Here is a 15,856-nt window from a genome sequence, read left to right on the forward strand (position 1 = left end):
TCCTTTTGCGGGTCAGGAGCGACAGGTTAACCAGCAGTGATTTGGCCGGCTTGAGCAAAACGGTCAATAATGATCGCCAATCGGCCACGGACTTGCCCCATGTACAATGTCTCGATCAATCTGCTCGATGCTACGCCCCGCGCCGTGGTTGCCATTGGTACAGATTATCCCGACGGCTTCCTGCTGGCGCGCCATCGCCATCGTCGCGCGCAACTGCTCTATGGCGCCACTGGAGTGATGCAGGTGCGCACGCCGGCCGGCGACTGGGTCGTGCCGCCGCAACGGGCGGTGTGGATTGCCCCGGGGGTGGAGCATGAAGTGCTGATGCTCGGCGTCAGTACCCGCAGCCTGTACATCGAAGCCGATGCGCTGATGTTGACGGGCGAGTGCCAGGTGCTGGAGGTTTCAGCGCTGATGCGCCAGTTGCTGCTGGCGGCGGTGGAGATGGACCTGGAGTACGACCAGCAGGGCAGGGACGGGGCGCTGGTCAACCTGCTGCTGCATGAGCTGAGGGCCGCGGCCAGCCTGCCGTTCCACATACCGCTGCCGCGTGCCCCGGCGCTGCTCATGCGTTGCCAGGCTTTTTTGCGCACGCCTGATGTGCACCAGTCACCCGCGCATTGGGCGGGTGAACTGCATGTCAGCCTGCGCACTTTCGGGCGCTGGTTTCGCGCCGAAACTGGGATGAGCTTCAGCCAGTGGCGCCAGCGTGCCTGTGTGCTGCTGGCGCTGGCGCGGCTGGCCCAGGGCGAAGCGATCACGCGAATTGCCCTGGACCTTGGCTACGACAGCCCGGCGGCGTTTTCCAGCATGTTCCGCCGCACCCTCGGGCAGACGCCGCGCAGCCTGCGCGATCAGTAGTGGATGCTATCGGCGACGCCGCGCAAGTCATCCACCGAAGTCTTCAGGCCGGCAATCCTGCCCAGCACTTCAACGGCATCGGCCTGGTGGACGGAATGCTGCAGGTACAACACATGCCCGCGCAGGTCGCGTGAGACCCGCTCAAGATCGGCTGCGGTCGCTTGCAAATCGTCGTGTATGGCTTTCATTCGTAAGTCTGCGGCCACGCGTCGTTCCCTCGAGGTAGGTGGCAGGTCTTAAGTGCGGGGCGACTATAGAGCAATTGACTACTTGCTGTCATTGCGCCACTGTGGGTTTCATGTTGGATCCAATAGAGGCAAGGGAACGTGGCCAAGCACGCCGCAGCTGAAACCGTCACCGGCAAACCGCGCGTCAAATGGTACTGGCGCGTGCTGTTCGCCAAGGTCTGGCTGGCTGCCGCGTTTTTGTTCCTGAGCCTGCTGGGGGCGGGGGTATTGCTGCTGATGACCAGCGCCGACAGCAGCCTTGATGCCAGCCAGCGCTGGCTGGCGCTGACTGCCGGTATCGGTGTACTGGCGACCTGTACCTACCTGGGCCAGCTGGCGTTGCCGCGTCGGCGGTTGGCAGTGGCGCAAGATTCCGACTAAGTTTTAGACCAGCGCAGGGAATCGCTTGCAGCGTATGCTGTCATATCCAGACAAGCCATCTACGGCTTCGTGGGGCAGCCATGGTCTCATCCGACTCCGAACTTCATGTGATGCACGCCAGTCGCTTCGAGCAACTGGTGCAAACCGTGGTTGACTACGCTATCTACATGCTCGACCTCGAAGGCCATGTGGTGTCCTGGAACGCAGGCGCCCAGCGGATCAAGGGCTACCGCGCCGAAGAAGTCATCGGCAAGCATTTCTCGATGTTCTTCACCCCCGAGGACTGTGCCGACGGCAAGCCGGCCCGGCTGCTTGAACGGGCTTTGAGCACCGGTGGCGCCCAGGATGAAGGCTGGCGCCAGCGCAAGGATGGCACGCTGTTTTGGGCGCTGGTGGCGCTGGATGTGATCAAGTCGCCGGACGGCGAGGTGGTCGGGCTGGCGAAGATCACCCGCGACATCACCGACCGCCGTGACGCGGCGCTGCAACTCGATGAGGTCCGTGCCCAGCTGTTCCAGTCGCAAAAGCTCGAAGCCCTCGGCCAGTTGACCGGGGGCATGGCCCACGACTTCAACAACCTTTTGACCATCATCATCGGCTCGGCGCGCCTGGCCCTCAACAGCCGCGACCCGCAGCGCACCCGGCGCTTGCTCGAACACATCCTTGACGCTGGCGAGCGTGGCAGCCAGATGACCCAGCAGCTGCTCAGTTTCGCCCGTCACAAGGCGCTGAAGTTCGGCCGCATCAAGGTACCGGATCTGGTCGAATCGACACGCCTGCTGCTTGGCCAGACCTTGCCTGTCTCGGTGGAGTTGCAGGTGCTGCTGGCCGATGAACTGTGGGATGTCGAAGTCGACGCCGGGCAGTTGCAGATGGTCTTGCTCAACCTGATCTTCAATGCCCGCGATGCCATCGACGGCGAGGGGACGATCACCATGCAGGCACGCAACTGCGAGCTGCAGGGGCGCCCCGACGGCTTGCTCGGGCGCTTTGTCTGCATCAGTGTCAGCGACACCGGGCGGGGTATCGACAGCAAGATACTGCCGCGCATCTTCGAGCCTTTTTTCACCACCAAGAGTTTTGGCAAGGGCACCGGCCTGGGCCTGAGCCAGGTCTATGGTTTTGCCAAGCAGAGCAACGGCACGGTCAGCGTCAGCAGTGAAGCGGGCAAGGGCACCTGCATGAGTGTCTACCTGCCGGTCTACACCGCCAACCCCGACCCTGAACGCGGAGGTGCATAGCATCGTGGAACAACTCAAACGCCTGGCCACCGGCATTCCCGGTCTCGACGATCTGCTCAAGGGTGGGCTGGTGGTCGGTGCTTCCTACATCGTCCAGGGCCGGCCTGGCTCGGGCAAGACCATCCTCGCCAACCAGCTGGCCTTCAATCACGTCAGCCAGGGTGGGCGCGTGCTGGTGGCGACGCTACTGAGCGAATCCCACGAGCGTTTGTTCCAGTATCTGTCGACCTTGAGCTTTTTCGACCCCGGCAAAATTGGCGCGCAGCTGCAGTTCGTCAGCGCCTTCGACACCCTCGAGCAAGAGGGCCTGGATGAAGTGGTAAAACTGCTGCGCGGCGAGATCAGCCGCCACCAGGCCAGCCTGCTGATCGTCGACGGCCTGCTCAATGCCCGCTCGCGCGCGGAAACGCCGCTGGACACCAAGAAATTCATCGCCGAGCTGCATGGTCATGCCGCCTTCGCCGGTTGCACCGTGCTGTTCTTGACCAGCTCGCGGCTGGAGGACGGCAGCCCCGAACACACCATGGTCGATGGCGTCATCGAGCTGGGTGACGAGCTGCTGGGCAGCCGCTCGGTGCGCCGGATCCAGCTGCGCAAGACCCGCGGCAGTGGCGCATTGTCGGGTATTCACGAATGCGAAATCACCGAACACGGCCTGCAGGTTTACCCGCGCCTGGAGTCACTGTACAGCCACCCCAGCGGGCACGGCATGGGCGAACTGATGCGCATTCCCAGCGGCGTGCCGGTGTTCGACCGCCTGCTCGGCGGCGGCCTGCCGGCCGCCTCGGTGACCCTGGTGATGGGCCCCTCGGGCATCGGCAAGACTTCACTGGGCGTGAGCTTTCTCGGTGCGGCAACAGCGGCAGAACCCGGCCTGCATTTCGGCTTTTATGAAACCCCGCAGCGCCTGCGTCTCAAGGCCGGCGCCCTGGGCTACGACTTCGCCGCCATGGAGCGCGCCGAGGCCTTGCACATTGCCTGGCAACCGACCACCGAAGGTGTGCTTGATGATGTCGGCATGCGCTTGTTGCGCCTGGTCGAGCAGCACAGCATCAAACGCGTGCTGATCGACAGCCTCGGCGCGTTCACCCGCCTGGCCAGCAACCCGACGCGCCTGAATGAATTCTTCCGCGCCCTGACCGGCGAGCTGCGGGCCCGTGACGTCAGCGTCCTGGCCACTTGGGAGATGCGCGATATTTTCGGCTCGGAAATCAACGCGCCGGCACCGGACCTTTCGAGCATTGTCGACAACCTGTTGTTGATGCGCTTTGTCGAGATGGACTCGGAGCTCAAGCGCTTGCTGTCGATCCTCAAGGTGCGCGACAGCTATTACGACCCGGCCCTGCTGGAGCTGATCATCAGCGACCATGGCATCGACCTGCAAAAAGCCTTTACCCAGGCCACGGGGGTGATGTCCGGCACGCCTTCGCAGGTGCCTGGATCATGAGGCCGGGGGTGGCAACGGCATGAGCACCATTCTGGTCGTCGACGACGAGTACCTGATCGCCAATATCCTCGGCTGGGCCCTGGAAGACGAAGGTTTCGACGTGGAGCTGGCCGGCAATGGGCAGAAGGCCCTGGACGTATTGAAAGGCAAGCGGGTGGAGTTGGTGATCACCGATTACATGATGCCGGTGATGGATGGCGAGGCGTTGGCCGTCAGTATTCGTGCAGAGCCACTCTTGCAAGGCTTGCCGATCATACTGATGAGCGGGGCGCAGGCTCACAAGGGGCGGGACAATCCCGGGCTGTTCGCCGCCGTGTTCGACAAACCCTTCGACATCGAGCAACTGATTGCCAAAGTCAAGGAACTGGTCGATACGCCCGAGGCGCCTTGAGGCCTGTGACTGCAACCGGGCGGGTTGCCAGTGTCAGGATCAAGCGCATCCGTGCGGCTTGAGTCGGTTGGGGGCTGCTTAGTGCTCGTCGCCTCCTTTTTCCGGTGCCGGGCTACCGGCCTGAATGCGTTTGAAAATCTCTTCGCGGTGCACCTGAACATCTTTCGGTGCATCGATGCCGATCCTCACTTGCATCCCTTTGACGCCCAGAATGGTGACTTTGATGTCATCGTTGATGACGATGCTTTCGCCAACCTTGCGGGTGAGTATCAGCATGTATATCTCCTTGGTAACGTAAGTTGCCTTGCGGGCGCGGCCCGCAGAAGCCGGGATCACACAGGGGTGCATCCCTCTTTCCCTTCATTAAAGACGCTTTCGGCGGATATTAATTCCCCCGAACACAGATTCTGTAGTGAGTCTTTAGTCGCAGGTGCCGATTGGCTGGATGAGCACTCCGAAGCAGCGAGTGCTGCCCGTACCCGCAAGCATAGGGGGGTTGAAGGAATATGGGAAATTTCTCTGCATGATACCCAAGGTGGGTTTCGCTGAATGGCTTTTCAAGGGGCCGCCAGGTTTTGCAGAAACAGCGCCAGGGCCACTTCCTCGGCCTCCAGCCCCTTGCGCGTGCGCGCCCGTGGCAACTTGGCCAGCTCGCCGAGGGTGAAATGCTCGAACAGCGCCGGGTGGATGTAGCAGCGCCGGCACACCGCCGGGGTGTTGCCCAGGCGGCTGGCGACCTGCCTGACGGTCTCGACGATCTGACGTTTGGCCTCCTGCTCCGGTTGCCATTCAAGCTGGCGCAACAGGCTCAGGGCCAGGGCGCTGCCGGCCCAGGTGCGGTAATCCTTGGCGGTGAAGTCGCTGCCGGTCAGCTCCTGCAGGTAGGCGTTGACGTCGGCTGAACCGACGCTGTGGCGCTGGCCCTGGTCATCCTGGTACTGGAACAGGTCCTGGCCGGGCAGGTCCATGCAGCGTTTGATCAGGTTGGCCAGGCGCCGGTTCTTCACCGTCACCTGATGCTCGATACCGCTCTTGCCGCGAAACTGAAAGCGGATGGCGCTGCCGTCGACCTTGACGTGACGGGTGCGCAGGGTGGTCAGCCCGTAAGACTTGTTGTCGCGGGCGTACTGGCGGTTGCCGATGCGGATCAAGGTGCTGTCGAGCAGGCTCACCACCAGGGCCATGACCTTTTGCCGATCAAGCCCCGGCCGCGCCAGGTGGCTGTCCAGTTGCCGGCGCAGCTTGGGCAGCAGGCTGGCAAAGTCCAGCATGCGCGCGTACTTGTGGCTGTCGCGGTAACTGCGCCAGTCGGCATGGTAGCGGTACTGCTTGCGCCCGCGGGCATCACGGCCGGTAGCCTGCAGGTGGCCTTGCGGGTCGGCGCAGATCCACACATCGGTGTAGGCCGGGGGAATCACCAGCGCTTTGATCCGCGCAAGCGTGGCCGGGTCGCTGACCCGTTGACCCTGCGCATCGAAGTAAGCGAACTTGCCACGCACCGTTTTGCGGCGCAGGCCGGGCTGGGTGTCGTCGACATAATGCAGGGCAGCGGGCAGGGCGGTGTCGGGCATGGCGCAGGTCCGGTTGCGGGGTTTGTACTATGGACCGCAAGCTCAACCCAACAGTGCCACCGACTTTATCTGTGCCCACAGCGACTGGCCGGCGTGCAGCCGCAGCTGGTCGGCGGAGTAGCGGGTGATGCGCGCCAGCAAGGTGGTGCCGGCGGCGTCCAGGCTGACCAGCACGTGGGCACTGTTGTCGGCCGGGCGATGGCCGCTGACGGTCACCGGCAGGCGATTGAGGATGCTCGATTGCTGGTCGGCGCCAAGGCTCAGGCTGACGTCCCGCGCCTGCACCTTCAAGCGCAGCGGCATGCCCACGGCCAGCGGTTCGTGGGCCACGCGCAATTGCAGGTGGCTGTGCGGCAGTTGCAGGCTGAGCAACTGATAGTCGCTGCTGTAGGCGCTGACCTGGCCTTCGATGATCACCCCGGCGTCGTCGCCCTGGGCCAGCGGCAGGTCGAGGCGCGCGAGGGTGGCGGCAATCGGCCCGCTGGCCTGGACCTTGCCCTGCTCAAGCAGCACCAGGTGATCGGCCAGCCGTGCCACTTCATCCTGGGCGTGGCTGACGTAGACCAGCGGAATCTCCAGCTCGCTGTGCAGGCGCTCGAGGTAGGGCAGGATCTCGCGCTTGCGCGGGCCGTCGAGGGCTGCCAGCGGCTCGTCCATCAACAGCAGTTGCGGGCTGCTCAGCAGCGCCCGGGCAATGCCCACGCGCTGGGCTTCGCCGCCGGACAGGGTGGCTGGCTTGCGCTGTAGCAGGTGCTCGATGCCGAGCAGTTCGCAGGCCTGCTCGAGGCTGACCTTGCGCTGCTGGGTGGGGATGCGCTTGTAGCCGAAGGTCAGGTTGGCGCGCACCGACAGGTGCGCGAACAGGCTGGCCTCCTGGAACACGTAACCGATCGGGCGCTGGTGCGGGGCAACGAAATGTTCGCGGCGCGAGTCCTGCCAGATCTCGCCATTGACCTCGATGTAGGCTTCGGGGGCCCGTTCCAGTCCGGCCAGGCAGCGCAGGCAGGTGGTCTTGCCGGAGCCTGAATGGCCGAACAGCGCACTGATGCCGCGCCCGGGCAGTTGCAGGTCGACATCCAGGCTGAAGTCGGCGCGGTCCAGTTTCAATCGGGCGTGAATCATCGCCGCCATGCTCAGCTCCAGGCCGATTTGCCCCGGCGGCTGGAGTACAGCGCCAGCAGCACGAGGAAAGAGAATACCAGCATGGCCCCGGCCAGCCAGTGGGCCTGCAGGTACTCCATGGCTTCGACGTGGTCGAAGATCTGCACCGAGACCACCCGGGTCTTGTCGGGAATATTGCCGCCGATCATCAGCACCACGCCGAACTCACCGACGGTATGGGCAAAGCCGAGGATGCTGGCAGTGATAAAGCCTGGCCGGGCCAGGGGCAATACCACATGGACGAAGGTGTCCCAGGGGCTGGCACGCAGGGTCGCGGCCACTTCCAGCGGGCGTTCACCGATGGCGCTGAAGGCGTTTTGCAGCGGCTGTACGACGAAGGGCATCGAATACACCACCGAACCGATCACCAGGCCGCTGAAGCTGAACACCACGGTGCCCAGCCCCAGCGCCTGGGTGGTCTGGCCGATCCAGCCGTTGGGCCCCAAAGCCAGCAGCAGGTAAAAGCCGATCACCGTCGGTGGTAGCACCAGCGGCAGGGCCACCACCGCGCCCACCGGCCCGCGCAGCCATGAGCGCGTGCGCGCCAGCCACCAGGCGATGGGGGTACCAATCAGCAACAATATCAGCGTGGTCAGGCTGGCCAGTTTGAAGGTCAGCCAGATGGCGCCGAGGTCGCTGGCATCCAGTGGCATCAGATTTCGTAACCGTAGGATTTGATCACGGCTGCGGCTTTCGGGCCCTTGAGGTATTCAACCAGGGCTTTGGCCGCGGCGTTGTCCTTGCCTTTGTTGAGAATCACCGCGTCCTGCTTGATCGGCTCGTGCAGGTTGGACGGCACGATCCAGGCCGAGCCGCTGCTGACCTTGCCATCCTTGTAGATCTGCGACAGGGCGACAAAGCCCAGTTCGGCATTGCCGGTGGAGACGAACTGGTACGCCTGGGTAATGTTCTGGCCTTCGACGATCTTGCCCTTGGTCGCTTCGGTCAGCTGCAGCTTGCTCAGTACCTGGGTAGCGGCCAGGCCGTAGGGCGCAGCTTTCGGGTTGGCGATCGACAGGTGCTTGAACTCATTCTTTTTCAGCACATCACCCTTGGTATCGACATAGCCGTCCTTGGCCGACCACAGTGCCAGGGTGCCAATGGCGTAGGTGAAGCGTGAGCCCTTGACGGTGTCGCCTTCGTTCTCGAGCTTTTCCGGGGTGCTGTCGTCGGCGGCAAGGAACACTTCGAACGGTGCGCCGTGCTTGATCTGCGCGTAGAACTGGCCGGTGGCGCCGTAGGCGGCCACCAGCTTGTGGCCGGTGTCCTTCTCGAAGTCCTTGGCAATCGCCTGGATCGGCGCGGTGAAGTTGGCGGCGACGGCTACCTGTACCTCATCGGCCCAGGCGCTGTTGAAGGTCATGAAGGTGGCCAGGGCGGCCAGGGCAAAACGAGGTGCGCACTTACTCATGAAAAACAGCTCCACAGGCTGAGGGGGTAGTCGTTATATAGGTGAATATATAGCGAATACCCGACCAACGGGAAGTACTGCTTCAGCGTTTGAGCTGGGCGAGGGCGTTTTGTGCCAGTGTGCGGGTCAGTTCACCGGCCGCCAGGGCCTGGCCCAGACGCAGCGCCTGGCCTGCCCAGAGGTTGCTGAAATCGCTGTTGCCCTTTGGCTCGCTGATGGCCCGTAGCGGCATCAGCGCACCCCCGGCCAGGGGAAAGCGCGGTGCCAGCTCGCTCATCGGCCCCAGCTCGCGCATGATGCGCGTGTTGATACCACGCGCCGGGCGCCCGGTGAACAGGTTGGTCAGCGCCGTGTCGCTTTCCTTGGCGCTGTGCAGCGCCTGGCGATGAGCCGCCGAGACCTTGGCCTCAGGGCAGAACAGGTAAGCGGTGCCCAGTTGCACCGCCGAAGCGCCCAGCGCCAGGGCGGCGACGATGCCGCGGTGGTCGCCAATGCCGCCCGCGGCAATCACCGGCACCTTCACAGCATCGACAATCTGCGGCACCAGCGCCAGGGTGCCGACCTGGGTAGTGAGGTTGCTGCTGAGGAACATCCCGCGGTGGCCGCCGGCTTCATAGCCCATGGCGATGATTGCATCGCAGCCGTGATCTTCCAGCCACAGCGCTTCATCCACGGTGGTTGCACTGGACAGCACCTTGGCGCCCGTGGCCTTGACCCGCTTGAGCAGGCTGGCTTCGGGCAGGCCGAAGTGGAAGCTGACCACGGCCGGCTTGTAGTGCTCGACCAGCTGGCAGCTGGCGTCATCGAAGGGCGCGCGGTTGGACACCGGTGTGGGCGCATCGAAGTCGGCGCCCAGCTCCAGGTAATACGGCTTGAGCGCCTGCTTCCAGGCCGCATCGCGCTCAGGGTCCGGCTGCGGCGGCTGGTGGCAGAAGAAGTTGAGGTTGAGCGGGCCGTTGCTGGCCTCGCTGAAGGCCTGCAGCTCGGCGCGGATCTGATCCAGGCTCAAGGTGGCACAGGGCAGCGAACCCAGGCCGCCGGCGTTGCTTACGGCAATGGCCATGGCCGAGCCAGTGGAGCCGGCCATTGGCGCCTGAAGGATCGGCAGCTCGATGCCGAGCAGATCGAGGAGACGGGTGTCCGGCCATTGGCGCATGCCTGGGGTTCCTTGTGCTGAAGAGGGTGTTACAGCGCTTTGCTCACCTTGATATCAGTGATTTTCTTGGCGTCTTCGCCGTGCAATTGTTGCAGCGCTGCCTGCACGTGCTCGGGCGCATCGCTGGTCATCTGGGCGAAGTCGAATCGTTGCTCGCCATCGATCTTGTACTTGATCACGAACTTGGTGGTCTGGCTCATGGGCTTATCTCAGCTTCGACGACGAACGGCGAATGAACTTGATGGTATGGGTGAAGGTTGGCTTGGTCACGGCCGACAGGGCGCGCGGGCCGACGGTGTCGATGGTGATGTTCCAGAAGCCGGTGCTGGGTACGGTGATCTTCGCCGGGAAGTCGACAAAGGCGCCGCCGTGGTAGGTGTGACGGCCGCCGTTCTTGAAGCTGCGGAAGTTGGCGTCGTTCATCAGGCGGATATTGCAGCGCTGGGAGCAATGAATGACCACGATGTCATCCTCGTTGAGGTGCTCGCGCTGGTGTACGAATTTCATGTTGCACTCCGCATTGGATCTGTCAGCAAATCAAAACGATACCATGATGTCGGTTACACTGTCGGCCTTCGTGCCAGGCCCAGGATAAAACTGCCAATCAAGGGAGCAAAATGGTCTGCGCGTGGTCTTATACTTTTTCCGTGGTGGAGGTGAGCTTGATGAAGTGGGTCGTAGCAGCGTTGGCAGTAACGCTGGGTGGCTGTGTGAGTGTGTCGGAGCTGGAGCACAGCCCGGAAACCCTCAATGTGATTTCTGGCAAGAAGCCCCAGGAATACGCGGACTGCGTGCAGCAGCAATTGACCGAGTCGCGCGGGCAACTGACCGTGGAAGAACGCCACGACGGTCTGCGCCTGGTGGTGCCGCAAAAGGTCGGCGGCGGCCCGGCGGCGCTGGTGGATATCGACAAGCGCGGTAGCGGCAGCAGCATCAAGCTGTATGAGCGCCTGAACAACTTCCCGCTGCGCCTGGGTGATGTGAAGACGGCAGCGACGCGCTGCATCTCGGGCTAAATCCTTTTTCGGCTAATCGATTCAGCTGGCATCTAGCCATCTTTCTGCGTTGTAGCTTGCGGCGTATAGGCCTACTATCCATAGGCTTATACTTATTAAGCCTAAGCTTATAACAAGAAAATGGAGTCCGTGATGATCCCACTGGATCGCATCCTGATCAGCAGCCTGCTGCTGTTTTCATTGCCTGCCGCACACGCCGTCGATGGCCAGAAAATCTTCACCCAGGGTGGCCAGAACCCGGCCGCCATGGCCTGCCTGGGTTGCCATGGCGCCGACGCCAAGGGCATTGCGCCTGCCGGCTTTCCGCGCTTGGCCGGCCTGCCTGCTGCGTACCTGAGCAAGCAACTGCACGACTTTCAGAACGGCAGCCGCAAGCACCCGATCATGGAGCCGCTGGCCAAGGCCCTCAGCGCCGAGGAAATCCAGGCGGTGACCACGACCCTGGCGGCCATGCCCAGCGAGCCTGCCAGCGACCTTCATCGCCAGCAAATGGCTGCCGACCCGGTGCAGAAACTGGCGCTGTACGGCGACTGGAACCGCAAGATCCCCGGCTGTGTGCAGTGCCACGGCCCTGGTGGCGCCGGTGTTGGTGAGCATTTTCCGCCACTGGCCCATCAACCGGCCACCTATCTGGTTGCCCAGCTCAACGCCTGGCGCGACGGCAGCCGCAGCAACGACCCCAACCAGTTGATGGTCGGTGTGGCCAAGGCCATGACCGATGACGAAATAAAGGCCGTGGCCAACTACTTCGCCAACCCTGTCAGCCCGGAGGTCAAGCCATGAAGCCGATGATTCTCGCTGCCCTGACCCTGGCCTTTGGCAGTGTCCATGCTGCGCCGATTGCCATGGAAGACCAGTCGCAACTCAAGACCCCGCCAGCTGCCGCGCCTGGCTTTACCCCGCCGGCAGAAAGCGAATTGCCCGACAACGCCTACGGCAAGATGGTCCGCGATGGCTACGCCTTGTTTGTCGACACACGTCGGCTGATGCCTGACAACGTCGGCAACGGCCTTAACTGCAGCAACTGTCACCTCGACCAGGGCCGCCTGGGCAACTCGGCGCCGCTGTGGGGCGCGTATCCCATGTACCCGGCCTATCGCAAGAAAAACGACAAGGTCAACACCTTCGCCGAGCGCATCCAGGGCTGCTTTCAGTTCAGCATGAACGGCAAGCCACCGGCGGCCGACAGCCCGCAGATGACAGCCTTGTCGGTCTATGCCTACTGGCTGGCGAGCAAGGCGCCGATTGGCGTCGAGAGTGCTGGCCGCGGCTACCCGGAGGTGGCGCAATCGGCGCAAGGTTACGACTTCAAACGCGGGGAACAGGTGTACCAGGCCCAGTGCTCCATTTGCCACGGCGCCAATGGCGAAGGGCAGAAGGTAGCCGGCAACTACGTGATGCCGCCCTTGTGGGGCAAGGACTCCTACAACTGGGGCGCCGGCATGCACCGGATCAATACCGCCGCGTCCTTCATCAAGCACAATATGCCCTTGGGCAAGCCCGGCAGCCTGAGCGACCAGCAGGCCTGGGACGTGGCCGCTTACATCAACCGCCACGAACGGCCGCAGGATCCGCGCCTGGTCGACGGCTCGATCGAGAAGACCCGGCTGAAGTTCCACGCCAACGACGGCGTCAACCTCTATGGCCAGAAGGTCGACGGGGTGCTGGTCGGGCAGGGCATGTAGGCATCGGCTGTTTAACTGCCGGTGGTCAGCTACCGGCGCATTATTTATGCTCCCGGGGAACTATCCCCCCCGGGATTTCATCTATGATGGCATCGGCCAGCGTGGTGGGGCATTGTAAGGTGACCGCCGCCTGATTAGACTGCGCCGAATTTCGTACGCAAAGCCCTTGTTAAGGACGTATATGATCAAGAAATGCTTGTTCCCGGCAGCCGGTTACGGCACTCGCTTCCTGCCCGCTACCAAAGCCATGCCCAAGGAAATGCTGCCGGTGGTGAACAAGCCACTGATCCAGTACGGCGTTGAAGAAGCGCTGGAAGCTGGATTGAACGAAATTGCCATCGTCACCGGCCGCGGCAAGCGCGCCCTGGAAGACCACTTCGACATCAGCTATGAGCTGGAAAACCAGATCAAGGGCACCGACAAGGAAAAATACCTGGTCGGCATCCGTCGTCTGCTTGACGAGTGTTCGTTCTCCTACACCCGCCAGACCGAAATGAAAGGCCTGGGCCACGCGATCCTCACCGGCCGCCCGCTGATCGGCGACGAGCCGTTCGCCGTGGTACTGGCGGACGACCTGTGCGTCAACCTCGAAGGCGACAGCGTGCTCAAGCAGATGGTCAAGCTGTACAAACAGTACCGCTGCACCATCGTTGCCATCATGGAAGTCGACCCGCAGGAAACCAGCAAATACGGTGTGATCGCCGGCGACCTGATCGGTGACGACCTGTACCGCGTGCGCAACATGGTCGAGAAGCCAAAGCCTGAAGATGCTCCGTCGAACCTGGCGATCATCGGCCGCTACATCATGACCCCGGACATCTTCAAACTGATCGAAGAAACCGAGCCGGGCAAAGGCGGTGAAATCCAGATCACCGACGCCCTGATGAAGCAGGCCCAAGACGGCTGTGTTATTGCCTACAAGTTCAAGGGCAAGCGTTTCGACTGCGGTGGCGCCGAAGGCTACATCGAAGCGACTAACTTCTGCTTCGAGAACTTCTACAAGACTGGCAAGGCTTACTAAAGCTTCAAGCGGCAAGCTTCAAGCTGCAAGTGGATCGCGCATGGCTGCTTCTTCTTGTAGCTTGTAGCTTGATACTTGCAGCTTGAGACCCTCGAGATGACCTACGATTTTGATCTGTTCGTGATTGGTGCCGGGTCTGGCGGTGTGCGCGCTGCGCGCTTTGCCGCAGGCTTCGGTGCAAAAGTGGCGGTTGCCGAAAGCCGCTACCTGGGTGGTACCTGCGTCAACGTTGGCTGCGTGCCGAAAAAGCTGCTGGTCTACGGCGCGCATTTTGCCGATGACTTCGAGCAGGCCGCAGGCTTTGGCTGGTCGCTGGAAGATGCCCAGTTCGACTGGGGCCAGTTGATCGCCAACAAGAACCGCGAAATCGAGCGGCTCAACGGTATCTACCGCAACCTGCTGGTCAACAGCGGCGTGACCTTGCTGGAAGGCCACGCCAAACTGACGGGTGCCCATGAGGTGGAAGTCGATGGCCAGCGCTACAGCGCCGAGCACATCCTCATTGCCACCGGCGGCTGGCCGCAGATCCCCGATATTCCGGGCAAGGAGCTGGCGATCAGCTCCAACGAGGCGTTCTACCTCAAAGACCTGCCCAAGCGCGTGCTGGTGGTTGGCGGCGGTTACATCGCCGTGGAATTTGCCGGGATCTTCCAGGGCCTGGGGGCCAAAACCTCGCTGCTGTACCGTGGCGATCTGTTCCTGCGCGGCTTTGATGGCAGTGTGCGCGAGCACCTGAAGGACGAGCTGGAAAAACGCGGCATGGACCTGCAGTTCAACAGCGATATCCAGCGTATCGAGCGCCAGGACGACGGCAGCCTCAAGGCTACCCTCAAGGATGGTCGCGAACTGGTGGCCGACTGCGTATTCTATGCCACTGGCCGGCGACCGATGCTCGACAACCTGGGCCTGGAAAACACCGGCGTCGAACTCGACCCGCGTGGTTTTATCCGCGTCGATGACCTGTACCAGACCACCGCGCCGTCGATCCTGGCGATTGGCGATGTGATCGGCCGTGTGCAACTGACCCCGGTGGCCCTGGCCGAAGGCATGGCTGTGGCCCGGCGCCTGTTCAAGCCCGAACAGTACCGCCCGGTGGATTACCAGAACATCCCTACCGCCGTGTTCAGCCAGCCACCGATTGGTACCGTTGGCTTGACCGAAGAACAGGCGCTGGAGCAGGGCCACAAGGTGCAGATCTTCGAAAGCCGCTTCCGGCCGATGAAGCTGACCCTCACCGAGGTGCAGGAAAAGACCCTGATGAAGCTGGTGGTCGATGCCGACACCGACCGCGTGCTGGGTTGCCATATGGTCGGCCCGGACGCCGGCGAAATCATCCAGGGCCTGGGCATTGCCCTCAAGGCCGGGGCGACCAAGCAGCAGTTCGACGAGACCATTGGCGTGCATCCTACGGCGGCGGAAGAGTTCGTCACCTTGCGTACGCCATCGCGTTAAACGGCGTACGCCAATCGCGGGGCAAGCCCGCTCCTACTGGCCAGTAGGAGCGGGCTTGCCCCGCGATAGCTTCAAACCCTCTATTAATAGCCCCGCCTTATAGCCAAAACCAATCAACAACATGAGCTTTGCCAATGAGCATTAATCCAATGCATTGGCTACGATTCTCCCATCAGTTTTTTCAACCCCCTGAAGGAGCGTCACTCATGCCTATCATCAACAGCCAGGTTAAACCGTTCAAAGCTACCGCTTACCACCAGGGCAAGTTTGTCGAAGTCTCGGATGCCGATCTGAAAGGCAAATGGTCGGTAGTGTTCTTCTACCCGGCCGACTTCACCTTCGTCTGCCCGACCGAGCTGGGCGACCTGGCCGACAACTACGCGCAGTTCAAAGACCTGGGCGTGGAAATCTACGGTGTGTCCACCGATACCCACTTCACACACAAAGCCTGGCACGACACTTCGGACACCATCGGCAAGATCCAGTACCCGCTGATCGGTGACCCGACCCACGTCATCTCGCGCAACTTCGACGTGCTGATCGAAGAAGCCGGCATCGCTGACCGTGGCACCTTCGTGATCAACCCAGAAGGCCAGATCAAGATCGTCGAACTCAACGACGGTGGTGTCGGCCGTGACGCCAGCGAGCTGCTGCGCAAGGTCAAGGCTGCCCAGTACGTTGCCGCCCACCCAGGCGAAGTCTGCCCGGCCAAGTGGAAAGAAGGCGAAGCGACCCTGGCGCCATCGCTGGACCTGGTCGGCAAGATCTAAGACCGTGAGCCAGCCGAGGGCGGTGGTCTACCGCACCTGACGTTGTCACCGCCCCGCAAAACGCC

Annotated in this window: 20 protein-coding genes; 11 read left to right on the forward strand and 9 right to left on the reverse strand. The window is 62.4% G+C overall.

The window, feature by feature from the left end; genetic code table 11:
• Positions 1–99 precede the first annotated feature (99 nt).
• On the forward strand, positions 100–861 hold the full coding sequence (locus tag LOY54_RS11275; RefSeq protein ID WP_258610425.1) for a helix-turn-helix transcriptional regulator: 762 nt from the start codon (positions 100–102) through the stop codon (positions 859–861).
• Here the strand turns inward: LOY54_RS11275 and LOY54_RS11280 are convergent.
• Positions 855–1,049 carry a hypothetical protein gene (locus LOY54_RS11280; RefSeq protein ID WP_045196707.1) on the reverse strand — a complete coding sequence of 65 codons (195 nt, stop codon included), beginning with the start codon at positions 1,047–1,049 and terminating at the stop codon, positions 855–857. The genes LOY54_RS11275 and LOY54_RS11280 overlap by 7 nt on opposite strands.
• Before the next feature lie 138 nt (positions 1,050–1,187).
• Between LOY54_RS11280 and LOY54_RS11285 the strand changes: the two genes are divergently transcribed.
• The 4 genes from LOY54_RS11285 (at position 1,188) to LOY54_RS11300 (ending at position 4,548) form a co-directional block, all read left to right on the forward strand.
• The gene (locus tag LOY54_RS11285) at positions 1,188–1,469 is read left to right on the forward strand and encodes a hypothetical protein (RefSeq protein ID WP_213601589.1); all 282 of its coding nucleotides are present in this window, start codon (positions 1,188–1,190) and stop codon (positions 1,467–1,469) included.
• A gap of 80 nt (positions 1,470–1,549) precedes the next feature.
• Positions 1,550–2,710, forward strand: a complete 1,161-nt coding sequence (locus LOY54_RS11290; protein ID WP_045196712.1) for a nitrogen regulation protein NR(II) — start codon at positions 1,550–1,552, stop codon at positions 2,708–2,710.
• A 1-nt stretch (position 2,711) separates the two neighbouring features.
• Positions 2,712–4,157 (forward strand): ATPase domain-containing protein, encoded by a 1,446-nt coding sequence (locus LOY54_RS11295; protein WP_258610713.1) that lies wholly within the window; start codon positions 2,712–2,714, stop codon positions 4,155–4,157.
• 19 nt (positions 4,158–4,176) lie between these two features.
• Positions 4,177–4,548, forward strand: a complete 372-nt coding sequence (locus LOY54_RS11300; RefSeq protein WP_045196714.1) for a response regulator — start codon at positions 4,177–4,179, stop codon at positions 4,546–4,548.
• 78 nt (positions 4,549–4,626) lie between these two features.
• Here the strand turns inward: LOY54_RS11300 and csrA are convergent, their stop codons facing one another.
• From csrA to LOY54_RS11340, 8 genes are all read right to left on the reverse strand, one after another.
• Entirely contained in the window at positions 4,627–4,824 is a 198-nt protein-coding gene (gene csrA, locus LOY54_RS11305; protein ID WP_010223936.1) for a carbon storage regulator CsrA, read from the reverse strand.
• A 281-nt stretch (positions 4,825–5,105) separates the two neighbouring features.
• The gene (locus LOY54_RS11310; protein ID WP_258610426.1) at positions 5,106–6,119 is read right to left on the reverse strand and encodes a DNA topoisomerase IB; all 1,014 of its coding nucleotides are present in this window, start codon (positions 6,117–6,119) and stop codon (positions 5,106–5,108) included.
• A gap of 42 nt (positions 6,120–6,161) precedes the next feature.
• Positions 6,162–7,250 carry a molybdenum ABC transporter ATP-binding protein gene (gene modC / locus LOY54_RS11315; protein WP_258610427.1) on the reverse strand — a complete coding sequence of 363 codons (1,089 nt, stop codon included), beginning with the start codon at positions 7,248–7,250 and terminating at the stop codon, positions 6,162–6,164.
• Between the two features lie 2 nt (positions 7,251–7,252).
• Positions 7,253–7,933, reverse strand: coding sequence for a molybdate ABC transporter permease subunit (modB, locus tag LOY54_RS11320; RefSeq protein ID WP_045196720.1), 681 nt, complete (start codon positions 7,931–7,933; stop codon positions 7,253–7,255).
• The gene (modA, locus tag LOY54_RS11325) at positions 7,933–8,691 is read right to left on the reverse strand and encodes a molybdate ABC transporter substrate-binding protein (RefSeq protein WP_258610428.1); all 759 of its coding nucleotides are present in this window, start codon (positions 8,689–8,691) and stop codon (positions 7,933–7,935) included. The genes modB and modA overlap by 1 nt, the downstream gene beginning before the upstream one ends.
• Positions 8,692–8,773: 82 nt before the next feature.
• The gene (locus LOY54_RS11330; RefSeq protein WP_045196724.1) at positions 8,774–9,847 is read right to left on the reverse strand and encodes a nitronate monooxygenase family protein; all 1,074 of its coding nucleotides are present in this window, start codon (positions 9,845–9,847) and stop codon (positions 8,774–8,776) included.
• Between the two features lie 29 nt (positions 9,848–9,876).
• A complete protein-coding gene (locus LOY54_RS11335; protein ID WP_258610429.1) occupies positions 9,877–10,047 on the reverse strand; it encodes a hypothetical protein in 171 nt (56 codons plus the stop codon).
• A gap of 4 nt (positions 10,048–10,051) precedes the next feature.
• Positions 10,052–10,354 (reverse strand): DUF1883 domain-containing protein, encoded by a 303-nt coding sequence (locus tag LOY54_RS11340; protein WP_038995738.1) that lies wholly within the window; start codon positions 10,352–10,354, stop codon positions 10,052–10,054.
• Between the two features lie 158 nt (positions 10,355–10,512).
• On the opposite strand from LOY54_RS11340, the gene LOY54_RS11345 reads away from it, so the two are divergent.
• The 6 genes from LOY54_RS11345 to ahpC all read left to right on the forward strand — a co-directional run bounded on the left by LOY54_RS11345 (position 10,513) and on the right by ahpC (position 15,791).
• A complete protein-coding gene (locus LOY54_RS11345) occupies positions 10,513–10,863 on the forward strand; it encodes a hypothetical protein (protein WP_093383941.1) in 351 nt (116 codons plus the stop codon).
• Between the two features lie 132 nt (positions 10,864–10,995).
• Positions 10,996–11,646, forward strand: coding sequence for a cytochrome c (locus tag LOY54_RS11350; RefSeq protein WP_258610430.1), 651 nt, complete (start codon positions 10,996–10,998; stop codon positions 11,644–11,646).
• Positions 11,643–12,548: a c-type cytochrome gene (locus LOY54_RS11355; protein ID WP_093383938.1), complete on the forward strand. Its 906-nt coding sequence runs from the start codon at positions 11,643–11,645 to the stop codon at positions 12,546–12,548. Before LOY54_RS11350 ends, LOY54_RS11355 begins: the two co-directional genes overlap by 4 nt.
• 181 nt (positions 12,549–12,729) lie before the next feature.
• Complete coding sequence (galU, locus tag LOY54_RS11360; protein ID WP_045196734.1) at positions 12,730–13,569, forward strand: UTP--glucose-1-phosphate uridylyltransferase GalU; 840 nt, start codon at positions 12,730–12,732, stop codon at positions 13,567–13,569.
• A 96-nt stretch (positions 13,570–13,665) separates the two neighbouring features.
• Entirely contained in the window at positions 13,666–15,021 is a 1,356-nt protein-coding gene (gene gorA, locus LOY54_RS11365; protein WP_093383935.1) for a glutathione-disulfide reductase, read from the forward strand.
• A gap of 206 nt (positions 15,022–15,227) precedes the next feature.
• Entirely contained in the window at positions 15,228–15,791 is a 564-nt protein-coding gene (ahpC, locus tag LOY54_RS11370) for an alkyl hydroperoxide reductase subunit C (RefSeq protein ID WP_010223911.1), read from the forward strand.
• Positions 15,792–15,856: the final 65 nt, after the last annotated feature.

Source organism: Pseudomonas sp. B21-032, from assembly GCF_024748965.1.
GTDB lineage: Bacteria > Pseudomonadota > Gammaproteobacteria > Pseudomonadales > Pseudomonadaceae > Aquipseudomonas.